Origin of the sequence: Moheibacter stercoris (assembly GCF_040545805.1) — a bacterium.
Classification (GTDB): Bacteria; Bacteroidota; Bacteroidia; order Flavobacteriales; family Weeksellaceae; genus Moheibacter; species Moheibacter stercoris.
Window position 1 is genome coordinate 1 of record NZ_JBEPMO010000009.1, and the last position, 18,298, is coordinate 18,298.

Below are 18,298 nucleotides of genomic sequence, written 5' to 3' on the forward strand. Positions count from 1 at the left end.
TAACCGCAGAGAATTAAGAGAATTTCGCAGAGAACGCAAAAATTCATAAATTTCATCAGAAAGTGGACCGAAGAAATATTTCGCAAAAGAGCAAAGTTTCGCAAAGTTTTCATCAGAATTAATTTGGCTCCCTTTAGGGTTGGGGAAAACAAATTAATTCATCTAAAATAATCATTGTGAACCTTGTGAAAAACCTTGTGCCTTTGTGGTATAAATCTAACCGCAGAGAATTAAGAGAAACTTGCAGAGAACGCAGAAATCATAATTTTCAATGAAAAATTTTCCTATAGAAATTATACCGCAAAGTTTCGCGAAAAAGCAAAGTTTCGCAAAGTTTTCATCAGAATTAATTTGGCTCCCTTTAGGGTTGGGGCAAGCAAATTAATTCATCCAAAATAATCATTGTGAACTTTGTGAAAAACCTTGTGCCTTTGTGGTATAAATCTAACCGCATAGAATTAAGAGAAATTCGCGGAGATCGCAGAGAAATAAAAAAGCCACCTTAAATAGATGGCTTGGTATTATAATTTATTGAGAAATCAAATTATTTGGATTTCTGACCAAAGCTTCTAATTTTTCAAAATCTCCACATTGACCGAAATTTCCAGTTGAAATTTCAGTTCCTAATGTATAATCCAATCTACAACCAAAACAAACTTTACTCATCCCTATAATTTCTTCATTTTTATAAAATAAGAAAATATCACGGTATTCAGGAATGCAAGCCGCAGCATAGCCTTCATTACACTCTTTCAAGCTAAAAATTGTATTTAAATCAGATTCAAGTGAATCTTTAATTTCAAATCGGGAATAACCATATTTTATTAATTCCTCTCTAAAATTTGATACCGAATCCATTTTAATGGGATACCTTCTTTCATAGATATCCACAAATTTCAATATTGAATCAGACTTCTGTTCTTGGTTTTCACGATATTTATGAATATCTATATCAATAAAAAAGTACTCTACTTTATCAAAATCAAAATATGGTTTATTTGGCCCTGAATACGAATACACATCAAATCCATCATCAGTACTAGAATTATTTTTAGAAGAATTACAACTAAATACAATTAAAGCTAAAAATAGAAGAACTAGATTTCTCATTTCAGAACTATCTCCTCCTCGCCTTTCTCAATCTGACCAATGAACATCGACCCTTCGATCAAATTCAAAACAGTTTCTACATCTTTCTGATCACAAACAACGACCATTCCGACGCCCATATTGAACGTTCCGAACATTTCGTCTTCTGCAATTCCTCCGCGTTTCATCAATTCTTTCATCACAGTTGGAACCTTAACGTTCGATTTTTCAATAACCGCAGTTAATCCTTTTGGCAAAATTCGAGGAACGTTCTCAATCAATCCGCCACCCGTGATATGAGCAATTCCGGTTAATTTTACCTGTTCTTGAATTTTAAAAATATCGTTTTGGTACAATTTCGTCGGAACCAAAAGTGTTTCCCACAAAGGTTTTCCTTCGAATTCCTCATTGAAATCAGGGAAGATTTTTCGAACCAAGGAGAAACCATTGCTATGAAATCCGCTTGAAGGCAATCCGATGATGGCTTGACCTTCCGCAATTTGTGAACCGTCAATGATTTCGTCTTTTTCGACAACACCCACACAGAATCCGGCAACATCATAATCCCCTACTTTGTACATTCCGGGCATTTCCGCAGTTTCTCCTCCGATTAATGCCGTTCCTGTTTCTTTACAAGCTGCAGCGATTCCGCCTACGATTTCGGCCGCAACATCAGAATCCAACTTTCCACAAGCCAAATAATCCAAGAAAAACAAAGGTTTTGCACCGTGACACAAAATATCATTGGCACACATCGCAAAACAATCAACTCCAACGGTGTCGTATTTTTTAACGTCCAATGCGATGCGAAGTTTCGTCCCAACTCCATCGGTTCCCGATACCAACACCGGATTTTTATATCCAGAAAGTTGATAAAATGCACCAAAACTTCCGATTCCATTTAGAACATTGGAATTATGGGTTTCAGAAACTGCTTTTTTGATTTTGGAGACCGTTTGGTAACCTTCTTCTTTGTCTACGCCTGCCGATTTGTAGGTATTACTCATGATTTGTATAAAATTGTGTGGCACAAAAATAGGCAAATTCCCTTACAGAACAGGAAGAAATCAGATAGAAATTCCGTTAAAAAAATACCTAAGATTCGGTATTTGTAACCTGAATTTCCACAATTATATTAGCAATTTACATTCTTAATAATAAAATTTAAAACCCATTTATTTATGAAACAATTTTTATTAGTTAGCATTTTGTCTCTAATCGGATTTAATATGGTGAAAGCACAAAACAATTTTGAAATCGGAGTAATTTTTGGAACAACTGTTAATGAGGTATATGGAAGTAGAAGTGGTAACATTGGTGGAGGTGTTGCCTATTATTTTCAACCTGTCCAAAATCTACGTGTCGGACCTATGGTTTTATTTGATCATTTTTTGAGTAATGACGAATATGGTTTAGATGCGTCTTTCTTAGATATTGCGGCGTCTGCCAAATACAATTTCATTCCTGCGTTATTTGGAGGTTTGGATTTAGGATATGCGGTTGCTTTGGATGAAGGAATGGAAGGAGGATTAATGGTTCGCCCAAGATTTGGATGGAGTACAAGATTGACTGATTTATACATTGCTTACAAAGGAATTTTAGCAGAACAAAATTACTACGAGGGCAGTGAATATAATTTTTCTGCAGTGAATAGTTTATCATCAGTAACACTTGGATTGAATTTCAAATTTTAATCCTAAAAATATCTATAAAAATACTTATAACTAGGTATTTTACAAAATAAAGGAAAACATTACTTTTGGTTTTCTCATTTACTAAAACTTAAGTTCCAACCAATTAAATTAGAGGTTGGACTTAAGTTTTTATTTTTTCTATCCTTTTTATCAAATAATAGTTCAAAAACTGTTTACAAGTTCAACAGTTTAATTTCAATATCTATTTTCAATTTTTTATTTTTGATAATCAACAACTTAAAATATCAATTATGAAAAAATTTTTATTGGCTACCGCAATTGCGGTTATGGGTACAATTAGCTTAAATGCTCAAAACACTAGTATGGAAGCTGGACCTTATTTGGGAATTCCTGTTGGAGATTCAGATGGTTTTAGTTTCAACGCTGGCGCGACATTCGGCTATTATTTCAACGTAATTCCAGACCGACTTAAAGTGGGTGGTGTCGTTGGAATTGATCATTTCTTCGGAAAAGAGTATGAAATTGGAAACCTAAAAATTGATGGTGAAGATGCTACATTTATTCCCTTAGCTGCATCTGCGAAATTTAACTTTACGGAACGATTTTTTGCCGGATTGGAATTAGGCTATGCCATTGGAGTTTCTGACGGAGCTGGTGATGGTGGATTTTTGGCTCGTCCACGAATTGGGATGAGTTTACCTATGTTGGATTTATTCCTTTTCTACAAGCACATCAATTTTGCGTATTCCGATGATTATTGGAATTGGGATGATGATGGAAACTGGAATTTTGATAATAACTGGTCAGTTGGATCTATTGGAATTGGAGCAAATTTCAGGTTCTAATATTCAAGTTAATAAGAGTAAAAACCGTCTGATTGAGACGGTTTTTTTATTTTTTTTAACAAATGGCATCGTATTTGTAAAAATAATGGTCGAACTAAAAACAAAAAGTATGAAAAAGATCATTTTATCTGCTGTATTCTCGGTTATCGGGTTAGCAGGATTGAATGCGCAAAGTGGTAGTTTTGAGATTGGACCTTATTTAGGTGCTCCAGTAGGAGATGCAGATGCCTTAAGTTTCAATACTGGGGCAACATTTGCTTACTATGTAAATCTAGCGCCAAAATGGCAATTAGGAGGCTTGGTTGGAATTGATCATTTCTTCGGTAAAGATTACCGATGGGGAAATTATGAAATCGAAGGAGAAGGCGCAACATTTATTCCGTTGGCTGCATCTGCGAAATTCCAAATCAATGAAAAATTATTTGCTGGTCTTGATTTAGGTTATGCGATCGGTATTTCTGATGGCGCGGGTGATGGAGGATTTTTAGCTCGCCCAAGATTCGGCTTTAGTTTACCTATTGTTGATTTGTATGCCTATTATAAAGCTATCAACTACAAATGGGATGGTCCTGGAGATGTAGATTGGGATGATAGTTATAATGTAGGTTCTGTTGGTGTAGGAGCTGCTTTTAAACTATAAAATAAACGATAAAATAATTAAAATGCCATGTAAGTCATGGCATTTTTTTTTGCTCTAAAATGTTTTTGGCATAGCATTTGGAAACATATAGTCAAAACCATAAAAAAACGGTTATGAAAAAAGTATTTTTAGTTGCTGCATTAGCAGTATTTGGAATGAGCCAATCAGATGCTCAGGTAAAATTCGGAGTTAAAGCTGGACCTCAAATCACTAATTTAATCGGAGATGATGTAAGTGATGATAAAGAGGCCAAAGTGGGAGTAAATGTTGGAGGATACGCAAACATTCGCTTTTCAGAACAATTGGCTTTTCAACCTGAACTTTTGTTTTCTTTGCAAGGAAATAAACAAACAGAAAAAGAAGAAGTTTTAGGAACTACGACAACTTTGGAATCAAAAAACAATTTAAGTTATATCAATGTTCCTTTAATGTTAAAATGGTATGCGTATGAAGGCTTAAACTTCGAATTCGGACCTCAAGTTGGGTTTAACGTTGGTGCAAAAAATGAAACCACAATGAAAATTTCTAACAACAATGGTACAATAACAACTGAATCAGATGGAGATATCAAAAATATCGAAACTGTTGACTTTGGTTTAAACATCGGTGCTGGTTATGAATTGCCAATGGGCTTAAACTTTGGTTTACGTTACACTCATGGTTTAACTAACATCGTGAAAGATTTTGACGCCAAAAATTCAGTAATCGCTTTAGGAGTAGGTTACACATTCTAAGAGAAAAATAAAAAACACAATCCAATCCAAATAAAAATGCCCGAATCATCGGGCATTTTTTGTATCAATAAGTGAAAATATTTACGACAACATTTTGTCCATAATTTCTACTGCTTTTTCTAAATCTTCTCTTCTTACATTCAAGTGTGGACGGAAACGTACCGATTGCTCACCACATGAAAGAACGATTAATTTGTTTTCAAATGCTTTGTTGATAAATGCATTTCTATCGGCATCTGTTGGTAAATCAAACGCTAAGAACAATCCTTTTCCACGAACATTGGTGATTTGCGGATATTTAGTCGCTAATTTTTCCAATTCCGATTTCAAGAATTCTCCTTGAACACGTACATTCTCCAATAAATTTTCTTGTTCGATCACTTCCAAAATCAATTTGAAACGTACCATATCAATGTAGTTTCCACCAAAAGTAGAATTAATACGGCTAGATTCTTGGAATACGTTATTTGCTACTTGATCGATTTTTTCTTTGTTAGCCAAAATACCACAAACTTGGGTTTTCTTTCCAAATGAAATGATATCTGGAATGATGTCATAATTTTGGAATCCCCACATTTTTCCTGTCAAACCAATTCCTGTTTGAACCTCATCTAAAATCAAAAGGATTTCATTTTCATCACAAATTCTTCTCAATTCTTGGAAAAATTCATTTCTGAAATAATTATCTCCTCCTTCTGCTTGAATCGTTTCGATGATGATACAAGCGATTTCGTTTTCCTGATTTTTTAAAGCTGTTTCAATTTGGCTAATCGCTAATTTTTCTTGCTCGATTGTCACCGCTAAATTTTCCTCTGTAATTGGGAAATATAATTTCGGATTGATAATTCTTGGCCATTCGAACTTAGGGAAATACATATATTTTCTTGGATCTTTTGTATTGGTCAAGGTCAAGGTATATCCAGAACGACCATGGAAAGCTTGTTGAAAATGGATTACTCCACCAGCTTCTTTGTCAATTCCTTTGGATTTATTCAATCGAGTTTTCCAGTCAAAAGCTGTTTTCAACGCATTCTCAACTGCCAAAGCTCCTCCTTCCACAAAGAAAGTATATTGCAATTCTTGAGGAATTGCTACACGACTAAATGTATCAACGAAATCTGCATATTCTTTGGTGTAAACATCGGAAACCGTTGGTTTGTTAACGGCCATTCTCCCCAAAAATTCAAGGTTTTTGATCAAATGCGGATGATTGTATCCGATTGATGCAGAGGCAAACATGCTGAACATGTCCAAATATTCCGCTCCATTTTCATCCACGATATAAGATCCATGTGACTTTTCAATATCCATCACCAATGGATATCCATCTGCCAAAATATGTTTTCCTAATCTTTCGTGAACATTCATTACTTCTGTTGTATTCATTCTTTCTATGTGTTATTTTGATAAGATTTTTTTGCGAATTGCAAACTTAAGAAATTAAAGACAAATTCTTTCTTTCAATTCTTAATTCCTGATTATTTGATTGTTAATCTTTTTTACGATTGAGATATTCATTGATCAGAATCTGATTAGCAGCCATTTTTTTGTAAATGCTTCTCGATTCTTCTGCTGGCGATCCAAAATAAGATTTTCCCGTTTTCAAATCATGACCAACTCCAGATTGTCCCATGACCACTACTCGATCGCCAATGGTAATACCGCTTTTCACACCAACTTGCCCCCAAAGAGTTACTTCGTCGCCAATGACCACGCAACCAGCAATTCCGACTTGAGAAGCAAACAAACATTTCTTTCCAACAATCGTATCATGCCCAATCTGAATTAAATTATCCATCTTGGTTCCAGCACCAATTGTTGTAGAAGCCGTTACACCACGGTCAATCGTACAATTTGCTCCGATTTCCACATCATCTTCAATGACAACATTTCCAACCGATTTCAATTTATCGAATCCCGTTTCACGTTTTTTATAATAAAATCCGTCTCCACCCAAAACAGTTCCTGAATGGATGATTACATTGTTTCCAATTTTGGTATGGTTCCCAATCGAAACATTGGCATGAATCAAACAATTTTCTCCAATTTCCACATGTTCACCTATGAAAACATTGGGTTGAATATGCGTTCCTTGACCAATTTTGGAAGTGGAAGAAATCGCTTGATGAGCAGGTTGAAAAGCGTTGAAATATTGACCGATTTTTACAAAATCACGAAATGGATCGTCGGAAATCAACAAAGCTTTCCCTTCTGGACAATCTACTTCTTTGTTGATTAACACAATAGTAGCTGCACTTTCTAAGGCCTTATCATAATATTTTGGATGATCAACAAAGACGATATCTCCTGGTTCCACCACATGGATTTCGTTGATACCATGAACGGGAAAATTCTCATCTCCAACAAATTTTGCATGGATGATTTCGGCTATTTCTTTAACGGTATGAATTCTTGGGAATTTCATAAAACTAAAATTTGTATTTACATGGTCTTGAACAGACCAAGATGCTTTTGAAAATTTTGAACAAAGATATTTTTTTCTTTTCGGATTGTTTCTTTTAAATTCGAATTATAATTCAACTGATTGAATTTTAGAGAGAAAAATATTCAAATAAAACTTAAACAATTCATTATTATGAAATTAAACAAAGGAATTTTAGCCGTATTGGTAGGCTCGACATTGTTTTTAACCGCTTGTAAATGTGAGAAAAATCCGAACATGGCAACAGCTCCAGTTGCAGAAACCGAGAATGTTGGAGCTGCGGAAACAACGGTTGCGAAAATTGATGCAGATGGAAATTACATTTATGATTTAGGTAACAACATCGACATCAATTTACCAGATGGATCCAAAATGAATGTGGGTGAAAACAGTTCTGAAAATAAATTATTTACGATGTTAAATGACACCAATTTTGCGGTAAGTGATGACAAAACGCAAGGATGGGTTACCCTTGATCGTGTTTATTTCCCAACTGGAAAAGCTGATTTGTCTACCAATTCCGATGCGCAAGTTGCCAATTTGGTAACTTTATTGAAATTGTTCCCAACTGCAACCGTAAAAGTGGGTGGATATACCGATAGCACAGGAGATGCTGCTGTAAACAAACAAGTTTCAACAGATCGAGCAAAATCTGTGGCAGATAAAATCATAGCTGGCGGAATTGATGCTTCAAGAATAGAATCTGAAGGTTATGGTGCACAACATTTCGTTTGTGAAGCCAATGATACGGACGAATGTAAAGCACAAAACAGACGTGTAGATATTCGTATCACGAAAAAATAATGGAAAATTTATTCCAAATAAAAATCCCGACTCAAATGAATCGGGATTTTTTATATCGTTTATTTTAAATCTTAATTTTTGCTGTACAATAAAGTTACACCTTCTTGCTCTGGCAATGTTGGTCTTACTTCTAAATGCAAACCAGATTTTCTCTCTTTAGCTTTCATGCCAAACCACCCTGATAACCAAAATGGAATTATTGATGAGAAGAACAAAATTCCCCAAAATCCACAACATGCCATGAATAAGAAAAATACAAATCCGAAAAACTGTGCCATAACTTTATCTTTATTATCTGTACAAAAGTAAAAATTTTAATTCATTTTCAAAGCAAAACTGAAAATTATCAGATTTGAATTATAATAATAGAAGGTTTAGTAAATTTGTGCATTAATTATCAAACAGATAGAATTACAAAAAAATCGAGATGGAATTTAGAATAGAAAAAGATACGATGGGCGAAGTAAAAGTGCCTGCCGATAAATATTGGGGAGCACAAACAGAACGTTCAAGAAATAATTTCAAAATTGGTCCAGCTGCATCCATGCCTCGCGAAGTGGTGTATGGTTTCGCTTATTTAAAAAAAGCAGCTGCTTATGCCAACAATGAATTGGGCGTTTTACCAACCGAAAAAAGAGATGCTATCGCTCAAGTTTGTGATGAAATCTTAGCGGGAAAATTGGATGATCAATTTCCTTTGGTTATTTGGCAAACGGGTTCTGGAACGCAATCCAACATGAATGTCAACGAAGTGATTGCCAATCGTGCGCAAGTAATTGCAGGAGGAAAAATTGGTGAAGGCGAACCTGTTTTGAAAGCAAATGATGATGTAAACAAATCACAATCTTCCAACGATACGTTCCCAACCGGAATGCACATTGCATGTTACAAAGCGGTAATCGATAAAACGATTCCAGGTGTTGAGCAATTAAGAAACACCTTGCATAAAAAAGCAGAAGAATTTAAAGATGTTGTGAAAATTGGTCGTACGCACTTGATGGATGCAACTCCTTTGACATTGGGTCAAGAGATTTCAGGTTATGTTTCTCAATTGGACCATGGGTTAAGAGCTTTAAAAAATACGTTGGCGCATTTGTCTGAATTGGCTTTGGGTGGAACAGCAGTTGGAACCGGATTGAATACACCAAAAGGATACGACGTTGTAGTGGCTAAATACATTGCTGAATTTACCGGATTACCATTCATAACTGCCGAAAATAAATTCGAAGCTTTGGCTGCACACGATGCGATCGTTGAATCTCACGGAGCTTTGAAACAATTAGCAGTTTCTTTGAACAAAATTGCAAATGACATCCGAATGCTGGCTTCTGGTCCTCGTTCAGGAATCGGAGAAATTTTCATTCCAGAAAACGAGCCTGGATCTTCTATCATGCCAGGAAAAGTAAATCCTACCCAATGTGAAGCTATGACAATGGTCGCTGCGCAAGTGATGGGAAATGATGTTGCGATTACCATTGGTGGAACACAAGGTCATTACGAACTGAACGTTTTCAAACCGATGATGGCATATAATTTCTTGCAAAGTGCCGAATTAATTGGGGATGCTTGTGTTTCGTTTGACGAACACTGTGCCCAAGGAATTGAACCAAATTACAAACGAATCAAAGAATTGGTTGATAATTCCTTGATGTTGGTTACGGCTTTGAATACCAAAATCGGCTACTACAAAGCTGCTGAAATTGCTCAAACTGCACATAAAAACGGAACAACATTGAAAGAAGAAGCAGTTCGTTTAGGATATGTTTCTCCAGAAGATTTTGATGCTTGGGTACGTCCAGAAGACATGGTTTAGTCCACACTAAAATGAAGATAGAAAAAATCCCGACTCTTAAAAATCGGGATTTTTTTATTCTGTTTTTACTTATTCTTTTATCTCTTCATGAAACCGATTGAAAACCTGGCAAGTCACCAAATCTCCCATCACATTGACCGAAGTTCGGAACATTCCCAACAATCGGTCTACTCCAATAATTAAAGCAATTGCTGTAATTGGAATTCCAATAGTTCCCAAAACAGAACCTAATACAATTACACCTGCTCCGGGCGCTGAAGGTGTTCCAATGGATGCCAAAATTGTGGTTGTAATGATAATCAAAGTTGTAATTAAGTCTAATTCCAAACCATAAACTTGAGCTATAAAAATCGTGGCGATAGCTTGAAATACTGCGGTTCCATCCATATTCAATGAAACTCCAATCGGAATGATAAAACGACTTACCGATGGATTGATCCCCATTTTTTCTTCAGCTGTTTTCAAGGTCAAAGGCATAACGGCAGCGGAACTCGCTACGGAGAATGCCAACAACAAAGTGTCTTTGGCATCAATAAAAAATCGTCTGATATTAATTCTTGCAACAAACAACAAAATGCAACTATAGACAACCACCACCAATAAAAGTCCAATCAAAACGGTCACCAAGAACATAGAAAGTCCGGTGATGGTTTCCAATCCAACGGTTGAAGTCACTTGACACATCAGTCCAAAAACAGCAATCGGCGTAAGTTTCATCGCCCAACGCGTAATCGCCATGGTGATTTCTTGAACCGAATACATCAGTTTCAACAAAGGAACAGCTGTATCTGAAGGAATATTCGCCAAGGAAACTCCGATGATGACAGCAAAAATCACAATACTCAACATATCTCCCGAAACCAAAGCTTGAAGTGGATTGGCGGGCAATAAGTCAATAATCATTGTTGGAATATTTCCTAAATTGGTTTGGGCTTCGGTATTCTTAACTGCATTGGGGTCGATAGCCATATCGGGTGTAATCAAACTTGTAGCATCCATGTAGGCACCTGGATTCAGAATGTTGACCAAAATAACGGCTAAAATCAAAACGCTTGACGTAGTCATCAAATAATACAACAATAATTTCGGCCCGAATTTCTTCAAATGATCGGCACTATCGCCACCAGCAATTCCTTGTACTACTGAAGTAAACATTAGAGGAATCATAATCATTTGGACAATTCGAATGAATAAATTCCCCGGAAAAGAAATCCAACTTACTAGTGAATCTAAATTTTCTTGACTAATCCAACTGGGTTGGGTAGAAAAGTAAGCACCAAAGGCAACTCCTAAAACCATCCCAATTAAAACGCGTAACCATAATCTTCTTTGGACAAAAGATTGCAAATACTCATACAATTCTTTGGCAGGAAACACTCTACCACCTATTGTTGGAATCATTTCTAAATTTTAGTGAATTGACAAAACTACAATCGTTTAGTCGATAAAAAAATGATTCGTTAAAATAAAAATTCCCCAAAGGAAAACCTAAGGGGATTTAACTATAGAAAAAATTTTACCTTATTTCTTTTTACCGTAACGCTCGTAAGCCAAACGTACTGCTTTGTTCACGTCGATTACACCACCTGTAACAGACAAATCAGAAAATTTACGCTCGTCATTCTCCGAACCAATTTTTGAAATTTGATCTGATTTATTCACGGTTTCAAACAATACTTCTTTTACTTGCTCCGCTTTCATGTGTGGGAAATAAGCCCAAATCAAAGCCGCAGCACCTGCCGCTACTGGAGAAGCCATAGAAGTTCCTTGCGCATAACGATACGTATTGTCTTGGATAGTTGAATAAATTTCAGTTCCAGGAGCAAAAATATCTACCTTCATAGTTCCGAAATTAGAAAAACGCGCTTTCAAGTTTTTAGGGTCTCTTGTACTCGCACCAACTGTAATCCAATGTTTGAACAAATTTTTCATTTCATTGTCATTGAAATTTGTTGGATAATTGTATCCATGATCCAAATCTTTGTTGTCATTTCCTGCAGCATGGAACATCAACACACCTTTTTTATCAGCATATTTGATAGCATCCATGACAATTTTCTTGTCTGGAGAAAATCCTTTTCCGAAACTCATGTTCAAGACTTTCGCACCGTTGTCAACCGCATAACGAATACCCAAAGCAACATCCAAATCACGCTCGTCACCATTTGGAACCATACGTACAGACATTAATTTCACGACATCACCTGCAACACCATTCATCCCTAAACCATTGTTTCTTTCCGCACCAATGATACCAGCAACGTGTGTTCCGTGAAATGCGTCCGGACCTTCTACTTCATTGTTTCCAAAACCTTTTGGGGTTGAAGCAGTTCTTCCATCCGTTGGATCAAAATCCAAATTAAAAGCATAGTTGATTTCTCCTTCATAACGGTCTTTCATTGCAGCAAAACGCTTTTCAACGCGCTCAATGATTTCTCCAATTGTATGACCTTCAAAATCTACGTTTTTACTTAACAAAAGTTCGATATGCTCTCTTTCTGTTTTTCCGATTTTAGAAGAATACAAAGTTTCCTTTACGTAATCTTTTGATAATTTGGTCGATTGGAAAGTAGATTTCAAACCATTCAAAGCAGGTAAAATCTGCTTTTTGTCGTTTTCTAGATTTTCCAAATTCGCTTTCGCACCATAATATTTTTCTGCCCAATATTTTCTTGCACGCAAATACTCTTGGTACTGAGCTGGCATTTTTTGCATGTTTTCCATATTGGCCTTCTTGTTGGAAGATGCAAACAAAGGCATATAACGTTTTACTACACGTGTCGCTTCGTAAGTTTCATCGTTATAATCTTCGTTTTTGCCATTCACATTGAAATCCCAACCATGGATATCGTCAACATAACCATTTTTATCATCGTCTTTTCCGTTGTTGGCTACTTCTTTTGGATTTACCCAAATATTATTTTTTAAATCTTCATGATCGATTTCAATTCCACTATCCAAAACACCTACCACAACCGTTTTGGGTGTTAATCCTTTTGATTTTAAAAATTCAATTGCGGCATCTGTTCCAATACCATAAATTCCAGTTTCAGCAAAATTTTGATGCTGCCAATTTCTTTTTTCTAATTCCGCTTTGTCAACTTCTGTTGTTTGCGCAAAGCCTTGTAAGCTCAATGCCAGAACAAACAGTGACACGATAATTTTTTTCATAACGATGTTTACTTAATATTTGACTAATCAATTAGTTTACTAATTTCTTATTTTGTTACACAAATTAAATCATTTATTGACAATTGTGAATGTTTTTTGAACGCTATTTCCTTTTGAATCGGTTACAACGACTTTATGCGTTCCAGGTTCTGGTTGAAGGGCTAATTTATGAATGTTTTGCGTTGTACCGATATATTTTCCATCCAAATACCAAAAAAGCGGTAGTTCTGGCTGTGTATAAGCCATTTCAATTACCATGGGTTGAATTTGTCCCGTAAAGTCTTTGGGCAAATAAATCTTGGTGAAATTTTTTGGATAAATAAATTCGATTGGTCTTTCGTTTAATTCTCCTTCACATCCTTCTAAATAATTAGGAATGGTTTGATATTTGGGATGATTTTTCTGATAATAAAATCCTTCAATGGGTGGCAAAACAAACCAAGATTTCGATTGAATCTTTGCTACCGGATAACAATCACTATTCACTCGATATTGACCACTTTCATCCACATGAATTTTTTGATGATAAGGACAAACTTCAGCATTTATAGCCATTGAAGGCGCAGAAGTTCGTACGTAATGGGTACAATTTGGCCCCAATAAAAATCCAGATTCACGACAAGTTTTCACTTCTGTCCAATTTCCTTCAGGTTTCTGAAATCGTTCCGTTAACGTCAATCGATTAAATACATCAAACATAATAGGTGCCGCAGCTTTTACACCAATAATTCCTGGACGACCTTCTCCATCTGCATTTCCAACCCAAACTGCTACTACATATTCAGGTGTCATACCGACCGACCAAGCATCTCGAAATCCATGGCTCGTACCCGTTTTCCATGCGATATTTTTACCCGAATATACTTGCCAACCAATTTCAGATTCAGGCCGAACCACATTTTGTAAGGCTTCAATCGTTAGATAAGCCGATTCTGCATTGATCGGATACTTTGTTTCTTTACTCGGATTATTTTGAATCGAATGAATTTTTGGATCGAATTTTTCAACCGTTGGATGATTTATTTTATAGGCTAAATTCCGATAAGCAGCAGCCAATTCCCAAAGTGTCACTTCGCCACCGCCCACAACAAGAGAAAGTCCATAATGTTTGGGAGTTTCGGTAAACGTTGTAAAACCTAATTCTTTTAAACGATGATGAAATTTCGGAACGCTGTATTTTTCCAACATATGAACCGCTGGAATATTCAATGATTTTGCCAAGGCTTCATCCGCTGGAACAGCACCTGAATAATTCTTATCGTAATTTTCGGTAATGTCCATTGGTGTGTCCGAAAGCAACATTTTGGGCAACAACTGACCATCTTGCATCATAGCTGTGTACAAAAAAGGCTTTAAAATGCTTCCACTACTTCTTTTTGCTTGAACAATATCAACCTGATTGGAATAATTATCATGTTGATCAAACGTATTTCCTATATAGGCTTTTACATTTCCAGATTTCACTTCCACCACCAAAACGGCTATATTATGAATTTCATTGGCAGAAAGTTCCGCTTTATGTTGATTGACTAGCTGACTTAATTGCTCTTGTACATGAGAATCCAAAGTTGATTTTAAACGCTTCCCTTTGAAGGACTTAATAGATGTATGCAGTAAATGAGGTGCTAAATCTGGAAGTGCATTGGGCTTTCCTGGCAATGGTTCCAATAATGCCAATTGATAATCATCTTCACTTAGAAAACCTTCGGACCATATTTTTTTTAATAAGCGATTTCGTTTTGCTAATAATAATTCTTGGTTTTTTCCAGGAAAAATCAACGAAGGTGCATTGGGTAAAACAGCTAATGTAGCCGATTCACCCCAAGATAATTGATGCGCTTCTTTGGCATAATAACGCCATGCAGCTGCATCTAGTCCTACAACATTCCCACCAAATGGCGCATGCGAAACATAATAATTCAAAATGGTGTTTTTGGAATGCGTTAATTCCAAACGAGTCGCTTGAATCATTTCCAAAATTTTCTGTCCGTAAGTTCTTTTCGGATTTTGTTTGGCCAAACGTATGGTTTGCATCGTAATGGTGCTTCCTCCACTAACAATTTCATTGGAATTTAAATTTTGTCGAAATGCACGAAATAATGAAATCGGATTTACCCCAGGATGCTTCCGAAAATAGGCATCTTCAAATTGAGTAATGCAAATTTCAAATCGTTTGGGAACTGAATCATTGGCAGGGAAACGCCATTGTTCATCATTGGATATGGTTGCTCCCAATAATTTTTGATCTTGACTATACAACAAAGTAGAGGTTTCTTCCTTGAACAAAGGTCTAGGAAGAGAAAAAAACAAATACCATATCAAAAAAATCCCGCTTATAATCCATATGGGAATTTTAAATCTTTGATAGGTTCTTTTAAGTTGTTTTCGCATGGAGATTCCTCTCCTTCAAAAATAATTCGATTTTTTTGATTATTTAGAATTCGCTAACAAATAGGCTTGAACCAATTTTCCTTCCTCGGCACTCAAACTTGTTTTTGGAAGCATTCGATCCAAAACATTGTTCCATTTTGAGGCATCTCTTGAATTGGGTTCAAATAGTTTATGACATTGTGTACAACTTGATTCAAATAGATTTTGACCTTGTTGCAACTGATCGGAACTAAAATTAGCCAAAGCGATTTCTTTTGTTACACCATGATCTACTTTATTAACAGCACCAACAGCCTTTGTAGCACAAGCAACAAATACTAACAAAGAACAAATTAAACTAGAAGTCTGAATGAATGATCTCATAGGATTTTGATTTTTCCTTAAATTTAAAAAAGAAAAGCTAACAAATGTCATGAAATTCTAATTTTATCCCTAATTTAGAATAAACATAATTTCTCAAACAAATGAAAATCACCTCCTTAATCTTTCTCATATTTCTAAATTCTTTTCTATTTTCTCAGGAAATTCAATCAGAGTTGATAGGTAAGTTTGAAGCAGAAATGATTGAAGTAAAAAAAGAAACCGAATACTATGTACTCATTCACAGATTTGAAGACGGCTTTTTTGATTCTTTGTTGATGATTCATGAAAAAGGAAAAGGAGTTCAACACTATGCAGGAACTGGAAAATGGTGGACAAAAGGAAATCAACTATTTTTGGAGTATCATCAACCCGATTCCGAAGATATTATTCTTGAAGAATTAGAATTTGAAATCCTAAACGATCAAGAAATCCGCATCATTTCAAAAGATAAAGAAAGACCGAAAATTTTACGGGATTATATCGAACATAAAATAGAGCCCTAAATTCTTAATAACTTCCAAAATATTGTTGACTTTTTTATTTGTGCCTCCCATCTTTAAGGCCTATTTTTGTTGCACAATATTCACACAAATTAGTATACAATAATGTCAACATACGTTGTAGTAGGTCTTCAGTTTGGAGACGAAGGAAAAGGAAAAATCACCGATGTACTTTCAGCAAAATCAGACTATGTCGTTCGCTACCAAGGAGGTAACAATGCAGGTCATACGGTTTATGTAGGCGAAGACAAATTCGTTTTGCACCTTTTACCATCGGGAGTTTTACAATCCCAAGGAAAATGCATCATCGGGAGCGGTGTTGTCGTGAATCCGCAAAGCTTTTTGGACGAAGTTTCTTCTTTGGAAAGTCGCGGAATTACCAGCGATCATATTTTTATCGATCGTCGCGCGCACATCATTATGCCGTACCATATTTTACTTGACACCTATCGCGAAGAAGCGGCAGGAAAAGATTCCATCGGAACAACGAAAAGAGGAATCGGACCTTGTTACGAAGACAAAGTGGCCCGTGTGGGAATTCGTGCGATCGACTTATTGAATCCAGAAGTTTTAAGAGAAAAATTAGAAATAGCTTTACCTGTAAAAAATGCTTTGTTTGAGAAATTATTTGACAAACCAGCATTGGATTTAGAGGAAATTTTGCAAAACTATTTGGAGTACGGAGAAAAAATCAAACACAGAATCATCGATGCAGTTGTCGAAGTAAACGATGCCATTGATGATAATAAAACGGTTTTGTTTGAAGGAGCTCAAGCTTTGATGTTGGATATTGATTATGGAACTTATCCGTATGTAACTTCCTCTTCACCTTCAACTGGTGGTGTTTGTGTAGGCGCTGGAGTTCCACCAACAAAATTGCAAAACTTAATTGGAGTTTCGAAAGCCTATTGCACACGCGTTGGAAATGGACCATTCCCAACCGAATTGGACAACGAAGTTGGAGAACATATCCGTAAAGTCGGACACGAATTTGGTGCTTCAACTGGGCGTCCTCGTAGAACAGGATGGTTAGATTTAGTAGCTTTACGTCACGCTTGCCGCATCAACGGAATCACGCATTTGGTGATTACGAAATTGGATGTTCTGACCGGATTTGACAAAATCAAAGTTTGTACAGCCTATGAAACAGAAGATGGTGAAATCAAACAAAACTTCACTGCTTCAACTACGAAATTGGAACAATATAATCCAGTTTATGAAGAATTAGACGGATGGAAAGAAGACATTTGTGGAATTAATTCCTTCAACGAACTTCCAGAAAAAGCTCAAGATTACATTCATTTTATTGAAAAATATTTAGGAATCGAAATTTATTTGGTTTCAGTTGGACCCGATCGTTCACAGAACATCATCAGAAAAGAATTATTTTAATTCCAAAAAAATACAATTGAAAAAGGTGGCTTGAAATTCAAACCACCTTTTTTTTTATTGATCCAATTCTTCTTGTCTTCCCTTGATTTCCAATTGCAACAAAACTTTTGCCGCATCGTCTTCATTGAAACTTAAATTTCCTGCAACGAAAACACCTTTGTTACAAGTTTGGGTATTTTGAATGCCATACACCGTTGATTCATCATCGGGATTGGTCATTCCTTCGTATCGATAAATGTAAATGATTTCAAAAATTTCCGGATTATGAATGATTTCTGCCGATTCAAGATTGTAATCGGTTTCAAATCCTTCTCTTTTTAATTCTTCCAAAGCTTGTTCGGCTCCAGCGTATCGGTATTGTCTTTTGGCTTTCATAATTATTAGATTAGAGTTTTAAATTACAAAAATATAACTAGCTAAACCACAAAATCTGTGCTAAATACTTTTGAACCTCTTTT

18 protein-coding genes are annotated in these 18,298 nt (G+C 35.9%); 8 read left to right on the top strand and 10 right to left on the bottom strand.

Annotated elements, in window-relative coordinates:
* Positions 1–528 precede the first annotated feature (528 nt).
* Both ABID46_RS08440 and purM read right to left on the bottom strand, forming a co-directional pair.
* Positions 529–1,110 carry a hypothetical protein gene (locus tag ABID46_RS08440; RefSeq protein ID WP_354509024.1) on the bottom strand — a complete coding sequence of 194 codons (582 nt, stop codon included), beginning with the start codon at positions 1,108–1,110 and terminating at the stop codon, positions 529–531.
* On the bottom strand, positions 1,107–2,096 hold the full coding sequence (gene purM / locus ABID46_RS08445) for a phosphoribosylformylglycinamidine cyclo-ligase (protein ID WP_354509026.1): 990 nt from the start codon (positions 2,094–2,096) through the stop codon (positions 1,107–1,109). Before purM ends, ABID46_RS08440 begins: the two co-directional genes overlap by 4 nt.
* Before the next feature lie 174 nt (positions 2,097–2,270).
* Here purM and ABID46_RS08450 point away from each other — a divergent pair, with 174 nt between their 5' ends.
* The 4 genes from ABID46_RS08450 to ABID46_RS08465 all read left to right on the top strand — a co-directional run bounded on the left by ABID46_RS08450 (position 2,271) and on the right by ABID46_RS08465 (position 4,963).
* On the top strand, positions 2,271–2,783 hold the full coding sequence (locus ABID46_RS08450) for a hypothetical protein (RefSeq protein ID WP_354509028.1): 513 nt from the start codon (positions 2,271–2,273) through the stop codon (positions 2,781–2,783).
* A 251-nt stretch (positions 2,784–3,034) separates the two neighbouring features.
* Positions 3,035–3,589: a hypothetical protein gene (locus tag ABID46_RS08455; protein WP_354509030.1), complete on the top strand. Its 555-nt coding sequence runs from the start codon at positions 3,035–3,037 to the stop codon at positions 3,587–3,589.
* Positions 3,590–3,698: 109 nt separating this feature from the next.
* Positions 3,699–4,229, top strand: coding sequence for a hypothetical protein (locus ABID46_RS08460; protein WP_354509031.1), 531 nt, complete (start codon positions 3,699–3,701; stop codon positions 4,227–4,229).
* Positions 4,230–4,342: 113 nt separating this feature from the next.
* Positions 4,343–4,963 carry a porin family protein gene (locus ABID46_RS08465; RefSeq protein WP_354509033.1) on the top strand — a complete coding sequence of 207 codons (621 nt, stop codon included), beginning with the start codon at positions 4,343–4,345 and terminating at the stop codon, positions 4,961–4,963.
* Between the two features lie 81 nt (positions 4,964–5,044).
* On the opposite strand, the gene lat is transcribed toward ABID46_RS08465, so the two are convergent.
* Complete coding sequence (lat, locus tag ABID46_RS08470; protein WP_354509035.1) at positions 5,045–6,349, bottom strand: L-lysine 6-transaminase; 1,305 nt, start codon at positions 6,347–6,349, stop codon at positions 5,045–5,047.
* 103 nt (positions 6,350–6,452) lie between these two features.
* On the bottom strand, positions 6,453–7,388 hold the full coding sequence (locus tag ABID46_RS08475; protein WP_354509037.1) for a UDP-3-O-(3-hydroxymyristoyl)glucosamine N-acyltransferase: 936 nt from the start codon (positions 7,386–7,388) through the stop codon (positions 6,453–6,455).
* A 171-nt stretch (positions 7,389–7,559) separates the two neighbouring features.
* Between ABID46_RS08475 and ABID46_RS08480 the strand changes: the two genes are divergently transcribed.
* Complete coding sequence (locus ABID46_RS08480) at positions 7,560–8,210, top strand: OmpA family protein (protein ID WP_354509039.1); 651 nt, start codon at positions 7,560–7,562, stop codon at positions 8,208–8,210.
* A 71-nt stretch (positions 8,211–8,281) separates the two neighbouring features.
* Here the strand turns inward: ABID46_RS08480 and ABID46_RS08485 are convergent, their stop codons facing one another.
* Positions 8,282–8,488, bottom strand: a complete 207-nt coding sequence (locus tag ABID46_RS08485) for a hypothetical protein (protein ID WP_354509041.1) — start codon at positions 8,486–8,488, stop codon at positions 8,282–8,284.
* A 149-nt stretch (positions 8,489–8,637) separates the two neighbouring features.
* Between ABID46_RS08485 and fumC the strand changes: the two genes are divergently transcribed.
* Positions 8,638–10,023: a class II fumarate hydratase gene (gene fumC, locus ABID46_RS08490; RefSeq protein ID WP_354509042.1), complete on the top strand. Its 1,386-nt coding sequence runs from the start codon at positions 8,638–8,640 to the stop codon at positions 10,021–10,023.
* Between the two features lie 69 nt (positions 10,024–10,092).
* On the opposite strand, the gene ABID46_RS08495 is transcribed toward fumC, so the two are convergent.
* From ABID46_RS08495 to ABID46_RS08510, 4 genes are all read right to left on the bottom strand, one after another.
* Complete coding sequence (locus ABID46_RS08495) at positions 10,093–11,424, bottom strand: dicarboxylate/amino acid:cation symporter (protein WP_354509043.1); 1,332 nt, start codon at positions 11,422–11,424, stop codon at positions 10,093–10,095.
* Positions 11,425–11,544: 120 nt separating this feature from the next.
* A complete protein-coding gene (locus ABID46_RS08500) occupies positions 11,545–13,194 on the bottom strand; it encodes a S8 family serine peptidase (RefSeq protein WP_354509045.1) in 1,650 nt (549 codons plus the stop codon).
* Between the two features lie 69 nt (positions 13,195–13,263).
* Entirely contained in the window at positions 13,264–15,480 is a 2,217-nt protein-coding gene (pbpC, locus tag ABID46_RS08505) for a penicillin-binding protein 1C (protein WP_354509047.1), read from the bottom strand.
* Positions 15,481–15,624: 144 nt separating this feature from the next.
* Positions 15,625–15,948, bottom strand: a complete 324-nt coding sequence (locus ABID46_RS08510) for a hypothetical protein (protein WP_354509049.1) — start codon at positions 15,946–15,948, stop codon at positions 15,625–15,627.
* Between the two features lie 101 nt (positions 15,949–16,049).
* On the opposite strand from ABID46_RS08510, the gene ABID46_RS08515 reads away from it, so the two are divergent.
* Both ABID46_RS08515 and ABID46_RS08520 read left to right on the top strand, forming a co-directional pair.
* Entirely contained in the window at positions 16,050–16,451 is a 402-nt protein-coding gene (locus ABID46_RS08515; protein WP_354509051.1) for a hypothetical protein, read from the top strand.
* Between the two features lie 102 nt (positions 16,452–16,553).
* Positions 16,554–17,840 carry an adenylosuccinate synthase gene (locus ABID46_RS08520; RefSeq protein ID WP_354509053.1) on the top strand — a complete coding sequence of 429 codons (1,287 nt, stop codon included), beginning with the start codon at positions 16,554–16,556 and terminating at the stop codon, positions 17,838–17,840.
* A 54-nt stretch (positions 17,841–17,894) separates the two neighbouring features.
* Here the strand turns inward: ABID46_RS08520 and ABID46_RS08525 are convergent, their stop codons facing one another.
* Positions 17,895–18,215, bottom strand: a complete 321-nt coding sequence (locus tag ABID46_RS08525) for a hypothetical protein (protein WP_354509055.1) — start codon at positions 18,213–18,215, stop codon at positions 17,895–17,897.
* Positions 18,216–18,298 lie beyond the last annotated feature (83 nt).